General features: G+C 43.5%; 16 protein-coding genes. 1 reads left to right on the top strand and 15 read right to left on the bottom strand.

The features are described from left to right. Positions 1 to 154 precede the first annotated feature (154 nt). The 10 genes from rlmH to rocD all read right to left on the bottom strand — a co-directional run bounded on the left by rlmH (position 155) and on the right by rocD (position 9,162). Entirely contained in the window at positions 155 to 634 is a 480-nt protein-coding gene (rlmH, locus tag GXP75_RS05785; protein ID WP_242556329.1) for a 23S rRNA (pseudouridine(1915)-N(3))-methyltransferase RlmH, read from the bottom strand. 80 nt (positions 635 to 714) lie between these two features. Further along, positions 715 to 885 carry a CxxH/CxxC protein gene (locus tag GXP75_RS05780; protein ID WP_063638403.1) on the bottom strand — a complete coding sequence of 57 codons (171 nt, stop codon included), beginning with the start codon at positions 883 to 885 and terminating at the stop codon, positions 715 to 717. Between the two features lie 185 nt (positions 886 to 1,070). Further along, on the bottom strand, positions 1,071 to 2,288 hold the full coding sequence (fdhA, locus tag GXP75_RS05775; RefSeq protein ID WP_242556328.1) for a formaldehyde dehydrogenase, glutathione-independent: 1,218 nt from the start codon (positions 2,286 to 2,288) through the stop codon (positions 1,071 to 1,073). 107 nt (positions 2,289 to 2,395) lie between these two features. Beyond that, on the bottom strand, positions 2,396 to 2,572 hold the full coding sequence (locus tag GXP75_RS05770; RefSeq protein ID WP_242556327.1) for a hypothetical protein: 177 nt from the start codon (positions 2,570 to 2,572) through the stop codon (positions 2,396 to 2,398). Between the two features lie 50 nt (positions 2,573 to 2,622). Then, complete coding sequence (locus GXP75_RS05765) at positions 2,623 to 3,798, bottom strand: hypothetical protein (protein ID WP_242556326.1); 1,176 nt, start codon at positions 3,796 to 3,798, stop codon at positions 2,623 to 2,625. A gap of 62 nt (positions 3,799 to 3,860) precedes the next feature. Next, on the bottom strand, positions 3,861 to 4,610 hold the full coding sequence (locus tag GXP75_RS05760) for a hypothetical protein (protein ID WP_242556325.1): 750 nt from the start codon (positions 4,608 to 4,610) through the stop codon (positions 3,861 to 3,863). Between the two features lie 221 nt (positions 4,611 to 4,831). Next, positions 4,832 to 5,302: a GNAT family N-acetyltransferase gene (locus GXP75_RS05755; protein WP_242556324.1), complete on the bottom strand. Its 471-nt coding sequence runs from the start codon at positions 5,300 to 5,302 to the stop codon at positions 4,832 to 4,834. 53 nt (positions 5,303 to 5,355) lie between these two features. Then, entirely contained in the window at positions 5,356 to 6,246 is an 891-nt protein-coding gene (gene rocF, locus GXP75_RS05750; RefSeq protein WP_010790498.1) for an arginase, read from the bottom strand. A 73-nt stretch (positions 6,247 to 6,319) separates the two neighbouring features. Then, positions 6,320 to 7,723 (bottom strand): amino acid permease, encoded by a 1,404-nt coding sequence (locus tag GXP75_RS05745; protein ID WP_242556323.1) that lies wholly within the window; start codon positions 7,721 to 7,723, stop codon positions 6,320 to 6,322. Between the two features lie 233 nt (positions 7,724 to 7,956). Further along, complete coding sequence (rocD, locus tag GXP75_RS05740; RefSeq protein ID WP_061571997.1) at positions 7,957 to 9,162, bottom strand: ornithine aminotransferase; 1,206 nt, start codon at positions 9,160 to 9,162, stop codon at positions 7,957 to 7,959. 228 nt (positions 9,163 to 9,390) lie between these two features. On the opposite strand from rocD, the gene GXP75_RS05735 reads away from it, so the two are divergent. Continuing rightward, entirely contained in the window at positions 9,391 to 10,776 is a 1,386-nt protein-coding gene (locus GXP75_RS05735) for a sigma-54 interaction domain-containing protein (RefSeq protein ID WP_061571995.1), read from the top strand. A 66-nt stretch (positions 10,777 to 10,842) separates the two neighbouring features. Here GXP75_RS05735 and GXP75_RS05730 read toward each other — a convergent pair whose 3' ends face one another. The 5 genes from GXP75_RS05730 to GXP75_RS05710 are packed head-to-tail and all read right to left on the bottom strand — an operon-like array spanning position 10,843 to position 16,758. Further along, entirely contained in the window at positions 10,843 to 11,562 is a 720-nt protein-coding gene (locus GXP75_RS05730; protein WP_214915424.1) for a cupin-like domain-containing protein, read from the bottom strand. 13 nt (positions 11,563 to 11,575) lie between these two features. Next, positions 11,576 to 13,201 (bottom strand): ABC-F family ATP-binding cassette domain-containing protein, encoded by a 1,626-nt coding sequence (locus GXP75_RS05725; RefSeq protein ID WP_242556322.1) that lies wholly within the window; start codon positions 13,199 to 13,201, stop codon positions 11,576 to 11,578. Positions 13,202 to 13,225: 24 nt separating this feature from the next. Continuing rightward, complete coding sequence (locus GXP75_RS05720) at positions 13,226 to 14,419, bottom strand: MFS transporter (protein ID WP_214915420.1); 1,194 nt, start codon at positions 14,417 to 14,419, stop codon at positions 13,226 to 13,228. 18 nt (positions 14,420 to 14,437) lie between these two features. Then, the gene (locus GXP75_RS05715; RefSeq protein ID WP_242556321.1) at positions 14,438 to 15,757 is read right to left on the bottom strand and encodes a periplasmic substrate-binding domain-containing protein; all 1,320 of its coding nucleotides are present in this window, start codon (positions 15,755 to 15,757) and stop codon (positions 14,438 to 14,440) included. Continuing rightward, entirely contained in the window at positions 15,754 to 16,758 is a 1,005-nt protein-coding gene (locus GXP75_RS05710; protein ID WP_242556320.1) for a ThiF family adenylyltransferase, read from the bottom strand. Before GXP75_RS05710 ends, GXP75_RS05715 begins: the two co-directional genes overlap by 4 nt. Between the last annotated feature and the right edge of the window lie 21 nt (positions 16,759 to 16,779).

The following is a 16,779-nucleotide window of genomic DNA, read 5'->3' as shown; positions in this document are numbered from 1 at the left end:
CCTCACATAATAAAAATATTAAAATTTATATTACACTCATCAAATCTATTACTAATTTGTATTTTCCCCTTAAAAATCCAGGCCGTCTTAGGACTATATTTGAAGTTTTTGATATTAATCTAATAATTCTGTTTTAATCCCAGACGATATCCATCTACTTATGATAAGGCTCCCCACGATTAATCCGAAAAGCCCGATAAATCTGCTCAACTAGTATGAGACGCATCAACTGATGAGGAAACGTCATTTTCGAGAACGACAGCTTTTCATCCGCTCGCTTCATCACCGCGTCACTCAATCCGAGTGATCCGCCGATGACGAAGGTGACCTTGCTCTTTCCATAAGTAGCCAGCTTATCTATTGTATCGGCTAGTTCTTCGGATGTTTTCATTTTTCCTTCGATGGCGAGGGCGATGATGTGGGCGTCGGGGCTGATTTTTGATAGAATGCGGTCGCCTTCTTTTTCTTTTATGATTTTCATGTCCTGGTCGCTTAGATTTTCCGGCGCTTTTTCGTCCGGTAGTTCGATGATGTCGATTTTTGCGTAGGCCGAAAGTCGTTTTGTGTATTCTTCAATGCCTTGCTTGAGGTATTTTTCTTTTAGTTTTCCGATCGTCACAATATTGATATTCACAGGTCATCCCCACCTTAGAAACAAGTTATTCATATATGTTGTCCACATTTGTGGATATCTTTTCTGTATTTTGTGTAAGATCATTCGTTCCCCACTATATATACTGCGGGCTCCCCACATAATTCACAGGCTGTGGATAAACTGTTAGTATGTTCGATTTTTCTGATTTCGGGCGGGAGTTCGTGGTCGTCTATGTACATATCCAGCACGGTTTCGATGTGTTCTTCACAAGAATAATAAGCATTTTTCATTTTTGAGTCCTCCGATGTTTTCTTGCATTCTGCAAATGTTCTCTTCCCAATATAACCTATTTATTCACATGTTAGTAGTGCTTCGGGCTGAGTTTTATCCACAATTCGACAAGCAAAGCTGTTGATGAATTCGTTTTCTCACAAAAAAGCCGGCGTTCCCAGAACGTCCGGCTTTCCCTCTTGATTTAGTTTAATGTTCCATGCGGATCAATCACAAATTTCTTCGCCGCTCCTTTGTCAAAGTCGCTGTATCCTTTTGGTGCGTTGTCCAGTGAAATGACGGTGGCGTTGACGGCTTTTGCGATTTGCGCTCTGCCGCTCAGAATCGCTTTCATGAGATTGCGGTTATACTTCATGGCAGGTGTTTGCCCGGTGACGAAGGTGTGGGCTTTGGCCCAGCCTAGGCCAAATCGGATTTTTAATGAGCCTTTTTGGGCGTCCGCTTCCTTTGCACCGGGGTCTTCGGTCACGTATAAGCCCGGAATGCCAAGGCTTCCGCCGACCTGGGTGACGTCCATGATGGAGTTCAGCACCGCGGCGGGAGCTTCCCCTTGATTGCCGTGTCCCGATGCTTCAAATCCAACGCAATCGACGGCGGCATCAACGGTCGGTTCGCCGAGTATCTGTTCAATTTGCTCACCGAGGCGGTCGTGTTTTTGCACGTTGACGGTTTCACAGCCAAAGCTTCTCGCCTGTGCCAGCCTATCTTCGTTCAAATCGCCGACAATGACTGTAGAAGCGCCGAGAAGCTGGGCGGAGTGCGCGGCGGCTAAGCCGACAGGTCCCGCTCCCGCGATATAGACTGTTGATCCGGTTTGGACACCCGCTGTATAAGCGCCGTGAAATCCGGTTGGGAAAATATCGGACAGCATCGTTAAATCGAGAATTTTCTCTAACGCCTGTTCTTTATCCGGGAATACCAAAAGCTGAAAATCGGCGTACGGCACCATGACGTATTCCGACTGTCCGCCGACCCATCCGCCCATATCAACGTAGCCGTAAGCCGATCCCGGCCGATCCGGATTTACGTTGAGGCAGACATGCGTTTTCTGCGTCTTGCACATGACACATCGGCCGCAGGCAATATTGAAAGGAACGGATACGATGTCGCCTTTTTTGATAAATTCAACATCCCGGCCGGCTTCGATAACCTCACCGGTGATTTCATGCCCGAGCACTAAGCCTTCCGGCGCTGTCGTCCGTCCTCTCACCATGTGCTGATCGCTTCCGCAGATGTTGGTGGTGATGACCTTCAGGATCACGCCGTGCTCACATTTTCGATTGACATTTGCTTTCGGAACGCCGGGCCCGTCCCTCAGAATTAATTCCGGATATCCGATGTCTTCCACCGCCACGTTTCCATTTCCTTTATACACAACCGCTTTGTTCGCTGACAACGCCATTCCTCCCTTTAGAACTTATATAAAATAGAATTCGCTTGGATTTCTGCCAAATCGGCAATCCCGCTTTTCAGATGCTTTCGGTCCGGGATCACGTTTTCCCTTTATCATCACTGCTTTTTCTCTTTTTTCTCTATCTTCAAAGCAATCAAAACGCATGCCAAACATTCGACAATTGTGCCGATGATGTCAAACCAATCGGTTTTTCCTCTATTTAAAAGAAACACGGTGGCTGTTGAGGTCAGAGTGATCATGGCTGCCAGCAGTATGACACGTTTTTTGCTCATGTTATTTCTCCTTCCCATCATCTCCTTTTTTCTATATTTCCTTTTTTCTATCAAAAACCCTTCAACACCTGAAAATCATAAAGCTTCAAATGGCTTTTCGAGGTCACGACTTTTTTTACATCTTCAATTTCTTTATCATTAAGCTTCTTCCCTGTTTTCAAGCTATATTGTTCAATGCTTGCGGGTTTGTTGTAGGTGTATGTGAAGAAATAGAGTTTGTCGCCTTTTCTGTGAACCTCTTTGAAATCGGCTTTCATTTTTTCTTGAGAAAGCGTAAAGGCGGGTTTGCTTTTACCTGTTTGGGAGTTGATTTGATAGACTTTGCCGAAGCCGTCGATGAAATAAAGATGCTTTTGATAGGAGAAAAAGCTTTTTTTGAAGCTGAACGGCATGGAGTCGTATAGAACTTGTTCGTCGTTTTTGTATGTGGCGATGTCGTAAAGTTCAACTTTGCCGCTTTTTTTATCGACTTTGACCATTTGATAGATATTGTCCGCTTTTTCACCCCGTACGACAAAATGGACCGATTCCTGATCAGCCGCGAGCTGGGATTCGACCGAAGTTCCTTCTTTGTAGGTCCATTCCGCTATCGTTTCATAGGTAAGGTCTTTTTGGTCAGTTCGTATTTTCAGTATCTTGTATCCTTTTTCATCATCCGTCGGAATCAGCGCATAGATGGAATCGCCGTCAAATCCGGAAGCGCGGATGTAGTAGGGGATGACGTCCTTTTTCCATTTCCCGTTGAATTGGCGGTAGAGTTCTGAGCGGTAGTGATTGCCGTCTTTGTCAAATCCGGAGTTATACAGGGTGTAGAAGCCGTTTTGGTCTCCAACATAACCGGCGCTGTCTCCTGTATGCTGATACGTTCTGTCATAGGCTGTAAGCCCGTTTTTAATTGTGAAAATCGTTTTTTTATCCTCCAGCATGACACTCTCGCCATTTACGCCGGCAGAGCCTTGTTCAAGCCCCCTCATCTTAAAAGAAGACAGGCTGCCGTTTTGGCCGGCAAATAGGGCATAGCTTTTTCCGCCGCCAAATGTATCCTGATCAGCAGCGGTTGAAAAGTAAAGCAGTGCGTCCTTATCATCCAGAAAGTCCTTCTGCTTCAGATCCTTTTTATTCACGGCGATATAGCCTTTTTCGGCTGATGATGCGTATATGGCGACTGCGGCAGACGCGGCGATGACAATGCTGAGCAAGATGATCCACCATGATTTTTTCTTCATTGCCCTCTCCTTAAGATGGAAAGCCCAAAAAGAACCGCTTTTCAGGCTTTCCATCTGTTTATTTAGTTAATGGTCGCAATGGTTGTTGTATATGAGGAGCTTGTGATGTCACGCGGATACACCCCGGCTCCTCCGTTGCTGTCAATATCAATACCCGCTTTCAGCAAGAAGGCGGACCATAATAATTTGGAACAGTTTTTCGCGCCGTCATGTCCTGTGTTTCTGTTGTTGATAAAGTTAAAAGAGTACGCATCTCCGACCTTGGATACCGCCCAGTCGGCTGCGGCTGTTTTTTGGGAGGATGTGACGCTGACGCTTTGCACGATGGAGTTATCCTCTACATCTCTGGCGTTGTAGGCAATCTGTCTGACTCCGTCACCGGGTACAGATTCAACAATTTTGTCCGCGGCGGAATACATTCCGACATGTCCGTGGTTATAGTAGGCTGTGTAAGAGTTGGTATAATAAATGTTCCCTTTGGAGCTTTTCGGCAGTTTTTTCGAGCCTGAGGAGCCGCCCATGGTCGAGTAGCTTTTTTTGGCGATTTTGTCTCCTTCGGCTTTGTCAGCGGTGATCTCTTGATGGAATTGTTTGAGGATGGCTTCTGTTTTTACGTTCTCTTGTTTTGCGAGCTGTTTTGCAGATTGGATGACTTCTTCAGGAGTGGTGCCTGGCTGGAGTGCAGCTATTTCTTCGGCATAAGGAAAGTCTGCTGACGTTTTTGCGGCTTGCGCGTTTGACAGTGGTGTGGTGAGAGTGAGAGCCAGAGTGAAGGATAGAATCACGCCATAAACCTTCGATTTTCTTTTCATTACATCGCCTCTTTTCATTGTTTTAATGGAAATTAAGTTCCATATATTCATTATAATATCAGATTATTACAAATAGTCTATTAAATTTACAATTTTTTAAAAATATTTCTTGTACACAGGATAAATCGAGATGGGCTAATCAAAAAATGATTCTTTAGAGATAGTCTGACAAAGGACATAAAGAAAAGAGAGGACTGTTCTGACGCAGCCCTCTCTTCCCATCATAGTTCCTTGCTCATGCTGATATCTGTTTCGGTATAGCCGGTATGTTCGTAAAGCCGCCGTGCCGTTTCATTATGGGCAAACACATGCAAAGACAGTTTTTTGACGCCCAGCTCCTTCGCCTTGACGTCTAATGCGGCCAACGCTTGTTTGGCTAAGCCCTGTCCCCTGTATGGCTCATACAAGCCAAAGCCGTAGATAAAGGCTGCTCGCTGCGGATGAGTCGGATCAATATACAGCCACAGCCAGCCGATGGATTCCGTCTCATCGCTTGTGATGGTCCAGTGGCGGTGATGCCGGGTTTGTAAGCCGTCCGGCAAAAGCTGGCGGAGGGCGGCCTTTGCTTTCTCATCTGCTTCCTCTTCTGTCCATGTACCTGCTGTTACTTTTTCTTTCGCATAGTGTTGATTTGAATACGCGCAGAAAGCCTGGAATTCTCTTTCCTCCATCGGTTTCAATGTGATCGGCATACTTCCTCCTCCTATTTCGTAAAAAAACCTCCGTGCAGACGGAGGTTTTCTTTTTATAGCAATTTTTTGCCCAGCAATGATTCAGCAAGCTCAACTGCTGCATTTCCAGTTTTGTTTTTGTGATCCAGGATCGGATTCACTTCTACAAATTCAGCGGAAGTAATGATCCCCGCATCGTACAGCATTTCCATGGCCAGGTGGCTCTCTCTGTAGCTGATGCCGCCGACGACAGGGGTGCCGACACCCGGCGCATCGCTTGGATCGAGTCCGTCTAAATCAAGGCTGAGGTGGACGCCGTCACAGTCTGACAGGTAATCAAGGGTTTCTTCGATGACCTTTGTCATGCCGAGGCGGTCAATTTCATGCATGGTGTATACCTTCATACCGCTTTCCTTGATATACTTGCGCTCTCCTTCATCTAGGGAACGGGCTCCGATAATGACGACGTTTTCCGGTTTGATCTTCGGCGCGTAGCCTTCCAGGTTCACCAAAGACTCATGGCCGATGCCAAGGCTGACAGCAAGCGGCATCCCGTGAATGTTGCCTGACGGTGATGTTTCAAGCGTATTCAAGTCGCCGTGTGCGTCATACCAAATGACGCCGAGCTTATCATAATGCTTTGCCGTACCTGCCAGCGTGCCGATGGCGATGCTGTGGTCGCCGCCTAGGACCATCGGAAATTTTTGTTCTTCAATGACATTGTTGACCATTTGGGCGAGCTTTTCATTTCCCGCCAGTACGGAATGTAAGTTTTTCAGTTCTTGGTCATTTTTAATGTTTTCGCGGTTGATCGGGATGTCGCCGAGGTCTTCAACCGAATAACCCATTTCTGATAACCGTTCGATAAGATGGGCATATCGTATCGCACTCGGCCCCATGTCAACTCCGCGTCGTGCTTGTCCTAAATCCATTGGCATTCCAATAATTGAAATTTGCTTATTCATCTGTAATTCCACCTCAACATATATGATGTTGTCCTGTGCGGGTAACAGCAAAGATGACTTGGACAAAAATGATTTAGATTTCTAGTTGTTTATTTGCCTGCTGGCGTTTTTTGATAAATAGATGATAAATAACCACACATATCACCATAAAAGGAACGCCGCAATACAGAGCCATACGCTGTTCTGAGTCAAAAGCGAGGCTTATGAGAACAATCGTGTTTAATGTTAAACCGACAATCGGCACAATCGGGTAAAGCGGCGTTTTAAACTTTAAGTCTTCTACTTTTCCGCCGTCACGGATATATTTCCGTCTGAACATCAATTGGGACAGCGTAATGGTGATCCATCCGACCTGCGCACTCATTCCCGCCATCGACAACAGCCAGATATATAAAGTATCCTTAGCCGCAACGCTTGAAAGCAGAGAAAGACTGGCGAATAGCAATGTCACCAAAAGCGCGTTCATCGGAATCCCCCGTTTATTGGCTCTTCCTAAAAACGCAAATGCCTGTCCGTCATTCGCCATGGAGTACATGATTCGCGTGGATGCAAATAACCCGGAATTGGCCACTGAAAGCAGGGCGATTAAAATGACAAAGTTCATCATATCAGCCGCGTACGGAATTCCGATTTGGTCAAATACTGCGACAAACGGACTTTCCACGACACCGGCTTGTTTCCATGGAATCATTCCGGCAATAATCGCAACCGATAATACGAAAAAGATCAGGGTTCTCCAAACGGTCTGTCTGATAGACCGGGGAACGGTTTTTTCCGGATTTTCACTTTCTCCCGCGGCGATCCCGATTAATTCGGTCCCTTGGAAGGCGAAATTCACGGTAATCATTGTAATCAGCATAGCCTGGATTCCGTTAGGAAATAACCCGTCCTCATAAAAATGAGAGAATAAAGGCGCTTCTTGTCCGCCTTTCAAGTCGATAAGGCCAAACATCGCAGCTCCGCCAAGAAAAATGAAGAGTAAAATGACGAGAATTTTAATGCCTGAGAACCAAAATTCCGATTCACCAAATGCTTTAGCGGTCAACGCATTCAGCAGGAACAGCAATCCTCCGAATACGAGGCACCACACCCACACATCGACATGCGGAAACCAGCGGAGCATTAACTGGCCCGCCGACAGAAACTCCAAAGCGACCGTAACCGCCCAGCCGAGCCAATAAATCCATCCCACCGCAAAACCAAAGGCCGGGCTGATAAATTTTGTCGCGTAGGTCTGAAACGATCCTGATACCGGCAAGGCGACCGCGAGCTCTCCTAAACAGAGCATCGTCAGGTACATGATAAAACCGCCTGTTAAATAAGACAGAACCGCACCGAGCGGCCCCGCTTCATTTATGGTATAACCGGTTCCAAGGAAAAAACCGGTCCCTATGACTCCTCCCAATGAAATCATGAACAAATGCCGTGATTTCATCGTCCTTTTGAGTTGATTTGCTTCTTGTTGTTTCGTATTCACATATCTGCACCCTTTCAGCAACTTGTATTGGATCTAAGCTGTAACACCCGCCTATCGTGCTGATGTCAGTTTGCTGTCCAAAGAGCCTCTATCTGTTATCTATTTAATATCAAATTCATTTTAATACATAAAGATACATTATACTAAAATACTGAAGCTGCGCAAATAGTGAGTGGCTAATTTGTCGTTGAAAATTTATACAGATGCTGTGAATATCGCGAGCTTAAGCGGATTTATGCTTTTTTCAGCACGTGTTTAATTTTTTCGATCGCCCAGTCCAAATCCTCTTTAGAAATGATTAACGGCGGAGCGAATCGGATAACGGTTTCATGCGTTTCCTTGCATAATAATCCTTCTTCTTTCAATCGCTCACAATAAGGGCGCGCAGCTTCTGTCAGTTCCACCCCGATAAAAAGTCCTCTTCCGCGGATTTCTTTTATCATCGGATTATCAATTTGCTCTAGCTCAGCTTTAAAATAGTCTCCCAGCTCCAGTGAACGCTGAGCAAGCTTCTCATCCTCCAGAACTTCAAGAGAGGCGATTGATACAGCGCAAGCGAGCGGATTGCCGCCAAAAGTAGAGCCGTGTGAGCCTGGGTTGAACACATTCAGAATATCACGGTTCGCCGCAATGCACGAGATTGGAAATACGCCGCCGCCAAGCGCTTTCCCCAAGATATACATATCCGGCACAATGTTTTCCCAGTCACAGGCGAAGGTTTTGCCGGTACGGCCGAGCCCTGTCTGAATTTCGTCAGCAATAAACAGCACTTGCTCCTCCTTACAAATAGCCGCCGCTTCTTGTAAAAAGCCTTCAGGCGGTATGACAATCCCCGCTTCTCCTTGAATCGGTTCAAATAGGAAGGCTGCTGTATTCGGCGTAATCGCTTGTCGCAGCGCTTCTGCGTCTCCGTATGGAATCAGCTTAATCCCAGGAAGCATCGGGCCGAATCCCCGTTTATATTCCTCTTCAGAAGAAAGAGAAACCGCCAGCATTGTCCGGCCGTGGAAGTTTCCGACACACGCGATAATTTCCGCCTGATTGTCCGCAACCCCTTTTACCTCATAAGCCCAGCGTCTTGCCGCTTTGATGGCAGATTCAACAGCTTCTGCTCCTGTATTCATTGGCAATATCATGTCTTTACCCGTCAGCTTGGCTGTCTTTTCATAAAACGGTCCCAGCTGATCATTGTGAAACGCACGTGAAGTGAGCGTGATTTTATCGGCTTGATCCTTTAATGCCTGAATGATTTTCGGATGTCTGTGCCCCTGATTGACAGCCGAATAAGCGCTTAACATATCCATATATTCATTACCCTCAGGGTCCTTCACCCATGCACCGAGTGCTTCAGAAATAACAATCGGAAGCGGATGATAGTTGTTTGCCCCAAAATGTGAAGTTTGGCTGATGATTTCTTGAGATTTTGATAAAGCTGACATAATACTCATTCCCCCTGTAATGTGTGATTCAACATGTTATGCTGCTTTCCCTTTTTTATAAATGCAAGTTCCGTGCCAAACCGAAAGAACGAGGTTTTTCGTCAAAATTCTCGGTTTTCCTGCAAAAATTTCAGGCAGTAGAAAGGATAAGTGCAAAATTTTTTTGCATTTCCTTCATTATTTATTTTAAAATAATGAATGTTAAGACGATTATAAGGGGGGATTCTTCTGCACACAAACAGCAAATTTTTCACACTGGTTTTAGAAAGCATTCTGGAGGAAATCGATGTCGGTCTGCATGTGGTGGACGAGAAGGGCAGCACCGTCATTTACAATAAGAAAATGATGCAGATTGAAGATATGGACGAACAGGACGTCCTGCATAAAAACCTGACTGATGTATTTATGTTTTCGAATCAGCAGGACAGCACCCTTGTACAGGCTCTACAGGAAGGAAAAACGATTAAAAACGTGAAACAAAGCTATTTCAATAATAAAGGCCAGGAAATTACGACGATCAACCACACCTTCCCGATTGTGAAGGACGGCGAAATCAAAGGCGCGGTAGAGATCGCAAAGGATGTGACGAAGCTGGAGCGTCTGATCAGAGAGAACATGCACAGAAAAGAACAGAACAGCTACACGTTTGACAGCATTCTCGGCGACAGCCCGGCGATTCAGGAGGTCATCGAAAATGCGAAACGCGCGACCCGCACCTCCTCGTCTGTGCTGCTTGCAGGCGAAACAGGCACCGGAAAAGAATTATTTGCCCAGAGCATACATAACGGCAGCCAGCGATCGGGCCGCCCGTTCATTTCACAAAACTGCGCGGCCTTGCCTGACAGTCTTGTCGAGAGCATTTTATTCGGAACGAAAAAAGGGGCATTTACAGGAGCGGTTGACCAGCCCGGCCTGTTTGAACAAGCCAATGGAGGAACACTTCTATTAGATGAAATCAATTCTCTGAATCTCAGTTTGCAGGCGAAATTACTTCGCGCCATTCAAGAAAAGAAAATCAGACGTATCGGCTCTGTCCAGGATACGCCGATTGATGTCCGGATTATCGCCACGATGAATGAAGATCCGATTGACGCCATTGCCGGAGAGCGGCTTCGTAAAGATTTGTATTACAGGCTGAGTGTGGTCACACTGATTATCCCGCCGCTTCGTGAACGGAAAGAGGATATTTTGCTGCTCGCTTCGGAATTCATACAGATGAACAATCACTTATTTCAAATGAATGTAAAAGACCTGAGTGAAGAGGTAAAACAATTTTTCCTTTCATATGATTGGCCGGGAAATATTCGCGAGCTTGAGCATATGATCGAAGGGGCGATGAATTTTATAACAGACGAAGAAATGATTACGTTTGCCCATCTGCCGTATCAATACCGCATGAAAATCCAGCCCGCTGATAAGCCATCAGAAAATACCGCTGATCCGCAGCCTGGGGCAGATCTGAAAGGGAAGATGGAAAGCTTTGAAAAATATATTATTGAGAAAATTTTAAGAAAACACAGTTACAACATTTCGCAAACGGCCAATGAGCTGGGCGTCAGCAGACAAAGCCTGCAATACCGCCTGAAAAAATTTGCTCTGCACGGCAAAGAGTAGCATTCAAAACCGCTTTTATCCCGCAAAAAAAGGGCTGCATAGTATTCACAGCCCTTTCATCCTTTATCAGCCCTGTTGAATGAGCTGCTCTTGTTTAAACCAGAAATTCTCACTCACAGCTAACGTGTGTTCTGCATTTACAACCTGGTGCCACCAATTGCGGGGCGCATAAATGATTTCCCCCGGCTTTTGAGAAAAGTATATCGGTGTTGCCTGCTTTACGAGCGTTTTCCGCTCCATATCCTCTTGATCAAAGACGTTGATATTCCCTTCATATAAATACGGCGTATCGTCCGGATGGAAAAACACCCAATCCTTTTGGCCGAAGATGACGGCATTCCAAGCATGCGTTTTGTTAAAGTCTTGGTGAAGCGGCGTGCCTGTTTGTTCAGATCCGAGAAAAAACCATTTAAAATCCTGGCCTGTCTCATCATCTACTCTTAACGTATCTTTAGTAAAGTAATCAGGGGATGAATAGACAAGATCGAGATCCTTTTGATTAAGAGCCGTAAAGTTCCAATCACAGTACCAACGATCCTCATTGTCGTGAATATGCTCAATGTAATTGGCGAGCCTGACTTGTTTAAACGTTTTGACTCCTTCAATATCAGATTTTCTGATGGTTACGATTCTGTCGCCATACTTTTCTTTAATAAAGTCTAACGTCCATTGCCTGCACTCCCAATTTTCCATCGCACCCAGCAAGATAAAAGGTTTTTTGTCAGCATATTCACTTAAAAACCGGTCATACGATAAGTCTTCGATTCTGATCTTGTCAATTAACATCAAAACACCCCTTTTATTCGGCAGCACACCGCCTTTTGTTTTTCGCATAGCTATACGGACCGACAAATACCGTGACTTTTTTGTCTTCAAGCCATAAAATTTTATTGAAATTCTCCAATAAATGCCGATCATGAGATACACAAATAACCGTGCCTTGAAACTGCTGCAGGCTGTTTTCCAGAATTTCCTGAGATTCAATGTCCAGATGGTTGGTCGGCTCGTCCAAGATTAATACATTTAACTTCTTCTCCATTAAAATCGACAGCTTTAACCGTATTCTTTCTCCGCCTGATAATACGGACAGCTTTTTAAAAACAGACGAACCGTAAAATCCGTATTTCGCGAGAATATTCCGGGCCATCCCCTCCTCAGACATCAGATTTTCTTTGAAGAACTGAACGATCGTTTGGTTAGAATCGCCTACATGGCTCTTTTGGTCAATATATCCTATCTTTAAATTCTCACCTATCTTTATCGTGCCGTCCGCCAGTTGTTTCTCACCGATGATGCATCTGATGAGTGTGGTTTTCCCGACACCGTTTCTGCCGACAATTCCGACTCTGTCCTTATGTTTAATATTCAGGTTCAGATTCTCATATAACATGGCAGATCCTTGCGCGACGGTGCCGTTTTCAATGAACACAATGTCTTTTGATCCGATGCCGGCTTCTTGAAAGGCATTTTTCAGCTTTTGCTCTGTTTTTACCGGTTTATTAATTATTTCTATGCGTTTTAATGCTTTTTCCATGTTATTTGCCCGTCTGTGAAGACCGACCGATGGCGGATTGGAACGGTTAGCCCAGTCTCTTAGCTGTGCAATTGATTCTTTCATTTTTTGAATTTTCTTCTGCTGTTCTTCGTATTTTTCAAATTGTGCAACAATGAATTCCTCTTTCTTTTTCAAAAATTCATTAAAGCCATACGGCCAAATCCTCAGTTCTTTGTCATCTAATTCCAGCACCTTCATGGCTGCCTGATTCGCAAATGTCTTATCATGGGTTGTAAAAAGAATGGTTTTGTCCGATTTTTTAATAAAACTCTCCAGCCATTCAATCGCATGTACATCTAAATGGTTGGTCGGTTCATCTAATAAAATGATGTCATCATTGCGGATTAAGATCTCTGCTAGCCCTGCCTTTGTTTTTTCGCCTCCGCTTAAACTCGAGAAAGGCTGATCCTTCAAGTGGCTTATGCTGAGCCCGTTACAAACATCATCAATGATGGTATGCATTTGGTATCCGTTATTTCTTTCAAAAATTTCTGTTAATTTACTGTATTTCTCCAGGAGATTCGTCAGTTCGCGGTCGCTCAGCGCCTCAGATAATTTCACTTCAATGGCTTTCATCTCGTTTTGTATCTCCATGAGAGATTCAAATGACGTCTCCAGATATTGATACAGCGTCATGTCTTCCTTCGGCTCTGCAATTTGCTTTAATAAACCGACAGTCGCCCCTTTGTTGATGGCGATATTCCCTTCCTCCGGCTCCAGATTCCCGGCAAGTACGTTGAAAAGAGTGCTTTTTCCTGAACCGTTTGGACCGGCGATGAGTATTTTTTCTCCTTCATTAATAAAAAATGAAACGTTTTGAAAAATACAATCTCCCGCAAGATTTACCGTAAGATTATGGACATTTAACAATGATCATCATCCTTTAGTGAAGCGCTAAAGCTCCACTTTTTCTTGTTGGACGGAAATATTGGCTTTTTGTTTATAAAAGCTGATAAGCATAAACAGCGACAATAAGATGGATAACACACCGATAACAGTCAGCAGCAACACAGTATCGAAGTAATCTGATAAGAAACCGATAAGCGGGAACGCGATAAACATAATGAACGATGTCATTAAGCTGATAATGGAAAGCAGCGTAGCCCTTGTTTTGGATGGGATTTCATTATTAATCACTTGGCTCGATACAGGATCGATAATGTCATACAACGCATTAATCAGAACAAAAGCCGCTACAGTAATATAGATGCTGCTCAATGGAATAAAGAGATACAGGACTCCGATGATACAAAATGTCGTGATTAACACACGTCTCGGAGTGAATTTCTCTGCCGGCTTGGACGATAAAAATGAAAACATCGCCTGCAATAGAGATAAGCCCGCAAAAATAATAGATATATCACGTACGGAGATGCCTTCTTGGCTTAATAAATCTTGCCCGTACATATAAAAAACAGACGTAATGGCAAAAAAGACGGAGACAGACGTAACCAAATATTTAAAAGCCCGGTTGAGTCTGAAAAAGTCTCTCACTTCATTCACAATGGATCCTACCGATTGCATCTGATCATCGCTGTCCGTAAATTGGATTTCCTTTAATTGAGTAATAACAGCCATTGCAATCAGCTGTGTCAGAATACCCGCGATAAAGACATAGGACCATGAATGTTCTTGCAAATATCCGCCGGCGCCCATGGCGATAGCCAATCCGACAATAACTAAACCGTTATAGGTTCCGATCGACTTGCCATAAAACTTTTCTTTTCCATTTGTTTTTAAGGAATCATATAAAAAAGCATGGTCAGTCCCGGAAATAAAGGTTAATCCTACACCATATATAATGTGTGCCAATAATAAAATCCAAAAATCATGGAACAGCAAAAACATGGCTAAATAAATAATAATGAAGGAATGTCCCAGCAGCAGCGATTTTTTCCTGCCGATTTTATCTGATATGATACCGGTCGGAATCTCCGATAAGAACATAGCCAGATTTAATACGGACTGCAAAATGCCAACGAGAAATAATGAATAATGTAAGCTTGTTAAATATAAAATCCATATTCCTCTTTCAAAAAAAAAGTTCCCAAAAAAACCTGAGAAGTATAACAAGTTGCGATTTCTCAATTCAATACCCCTTTCCAGCTATCTGCATTTCAAATCATGAACAGAAAGGAGGCCGTCCGGATTCAAATAAAAACCTTCTATGCATGGATCTTGCAAATACAGACTTTTCCCAAAACAAATTGGGTAATATTGTGTTGTATTCTCGAATAAACCATAAAGTTCCTTCTTTTTTTTATGTTTGGCGAACTCAATGATGTCCATCTTCACCTTTTTTTCTGGAATATCATGAATAAAATATTTCAAATAACTCATATAATGCAGATAGTTTGGAAGAAAAAGGTGAAGCTCAATATCAAATATCTTTTTATCCAAATGATAATACTCATGAAATGTTGAGACTTTTTGAATCACAACATCAATTCCGCTTTGCCTTACAATATCAGCGACTTTCTCCATGATTTCACCGTTCGGATAATAATCAGCATATACGATACGGACAGGTTCTTTTCTTACGATCTCTATTTCTTCAGGTTTCTCTCTTATATTGCTGCTCACTCCCAGCAGCGAGTCTGTCGGAATGACAATGTGCCTCAAGTCTTGCGCCAACTGCTGCTTGTTCAGATTATTTTTAATGAATCGCAGCAGCATGCCGTCTTTCACCTTTAACGTGAACAGCATGGGCAGACTGCTTTCTTTAAAATCAATATAAGTCCGATAATCCATATTTGTATGGTGGAACTGAGTATGGCAGGTGACGTCAATTTTACAGTTTTCATAGAGTTCAATGCTTTTTGTTAAATTGTCATTGAAGACAAAATGAATGGACCGGATGGTATTTTGATCCGCCGGGGTTATTTGATATTCCGGATTTCGTTCAAATTCAAGCCTCTTTTCATCTTTATGAATCAGCCGGTAGGGCCCGTTTGCCACAGCGTCGCCATTTTGTTCCGAAGGGATAAGAAAACTGCTTTGCAAAACGGTTTGAAAAGCTTCAAATGGTTCATCCAAGGTGACTTCAAACTCTCTTTTGTTCATCACTTTCAGTCCCAATTCCTCAAACGGCATAAGCCCTTTGACAAAAGGTATCGCGTTTTTAATGCATAGGAAACTTGTGAGATGCGGGCTTTGGTTCTCTTTTATCAAATGAAATGTTATGGTGTGAATGAGTTTTTCTGCATCTCCGATATAATGAGGATGAAGCTTTACAGTATATATTTGATGCTGCTGGTGTGTAATGCGGCAATTATAACCGTGGCGCAAGGATTCATACATTATGCTGGAAATAAACTTGCTGGTATAATCGCTTGTGATCAAAGGATTTAATTGAATGGGCAGGCTGTCGATTTCTATTTTAAGCGGCTCGTCAGCATTTCTTGCTGCACGATTCAGCCTTTTCATGAAACGCTTTCCTTTGTATTCAGTTTTGTCTCTATAATTTTCAATTCATCAAAGTGTAAACTGATGTTTGTATTGACCGATTTAGGGGCGTTTCCTGCCAAATAGGAAATAATATCATGTGACATGAATGATGAAATAATACTATTTGTCGCACCCAATGACCCCTTTATTGGTTCAGACGGAAAAATACTGATAAGATCTTTGTGTTTATGTTTTTCATAACTTATGCCTGCCTGATATGATTCAGGTGTCAAAAGCGGTCCCCATTGTCCGCTGGAAATACCGACACCTCCAGTTATAAATGCGATGTTTCGCTTTTTGCAATAACCATACACCCATTCTGATATTTCAATTGGTTTGTCGGCAGCATTTACAAATATATCAATGCCATATGTGTTCAGAAAATCGAGATCTGGCATTGCTTTGATCTCTTTATGAAATACTGACACTTCTGCTTTGCTGTTGATGCCAGAGATATACTGCTGACATTCGGCCACTTTCGGCTTCCGGACAGAAGAGCGGTTATAAACAAATTGTCTGTTCAAATTATGTATAGATACATCATCATAATCAATTAATATAAAACGCTGCACCCCGGCTGAAACCAAATGCTGGAGAATGACAGAACCTACTCCGCCAAGCCCCAAGATCACAACAGTACTATGATCCAGTTTCTTTTGGATGTCATTAGGATTTTCTCCGAATTGCTCCAAATAATAAAGCTGCTTCTCTACTATGCGGTCCTTATATTGGTTCTCCCACACCTCTATCAGCGCACCCATTCCCTGTAATACACTGACCAGCCGAATCCCATCAGCTTCTCCCAGCAATTCACATATCTCTTTTTCATAGCATCCGGTTTTTAACTTATCGATTACTTTCAGAATGTTATCCGAAGGTTCAAGCTTAATCGCCTTTTGATATTGAATGATGATATGAGTAGAATAGGTTAAAACCAGCACGCCATCTTTGAATGTCATTCGTTTGCTGTCGGTTAGCATCTTTTTATACCTCCCAAAAAG

It is taken from the genome of Bacillus sp. HU-1818 (genome assembly GCF_022695965.1).
GTDB lineage: Bacteria > Bacillota > Bacilli > Bacillales > Bacillaceae > Bacillus > Bacillus atrophaeus.
Note: the sequence above shows the minus strand (reverse complement) of the source record. Positions and strands in the feature narration are given on the sequence as shown.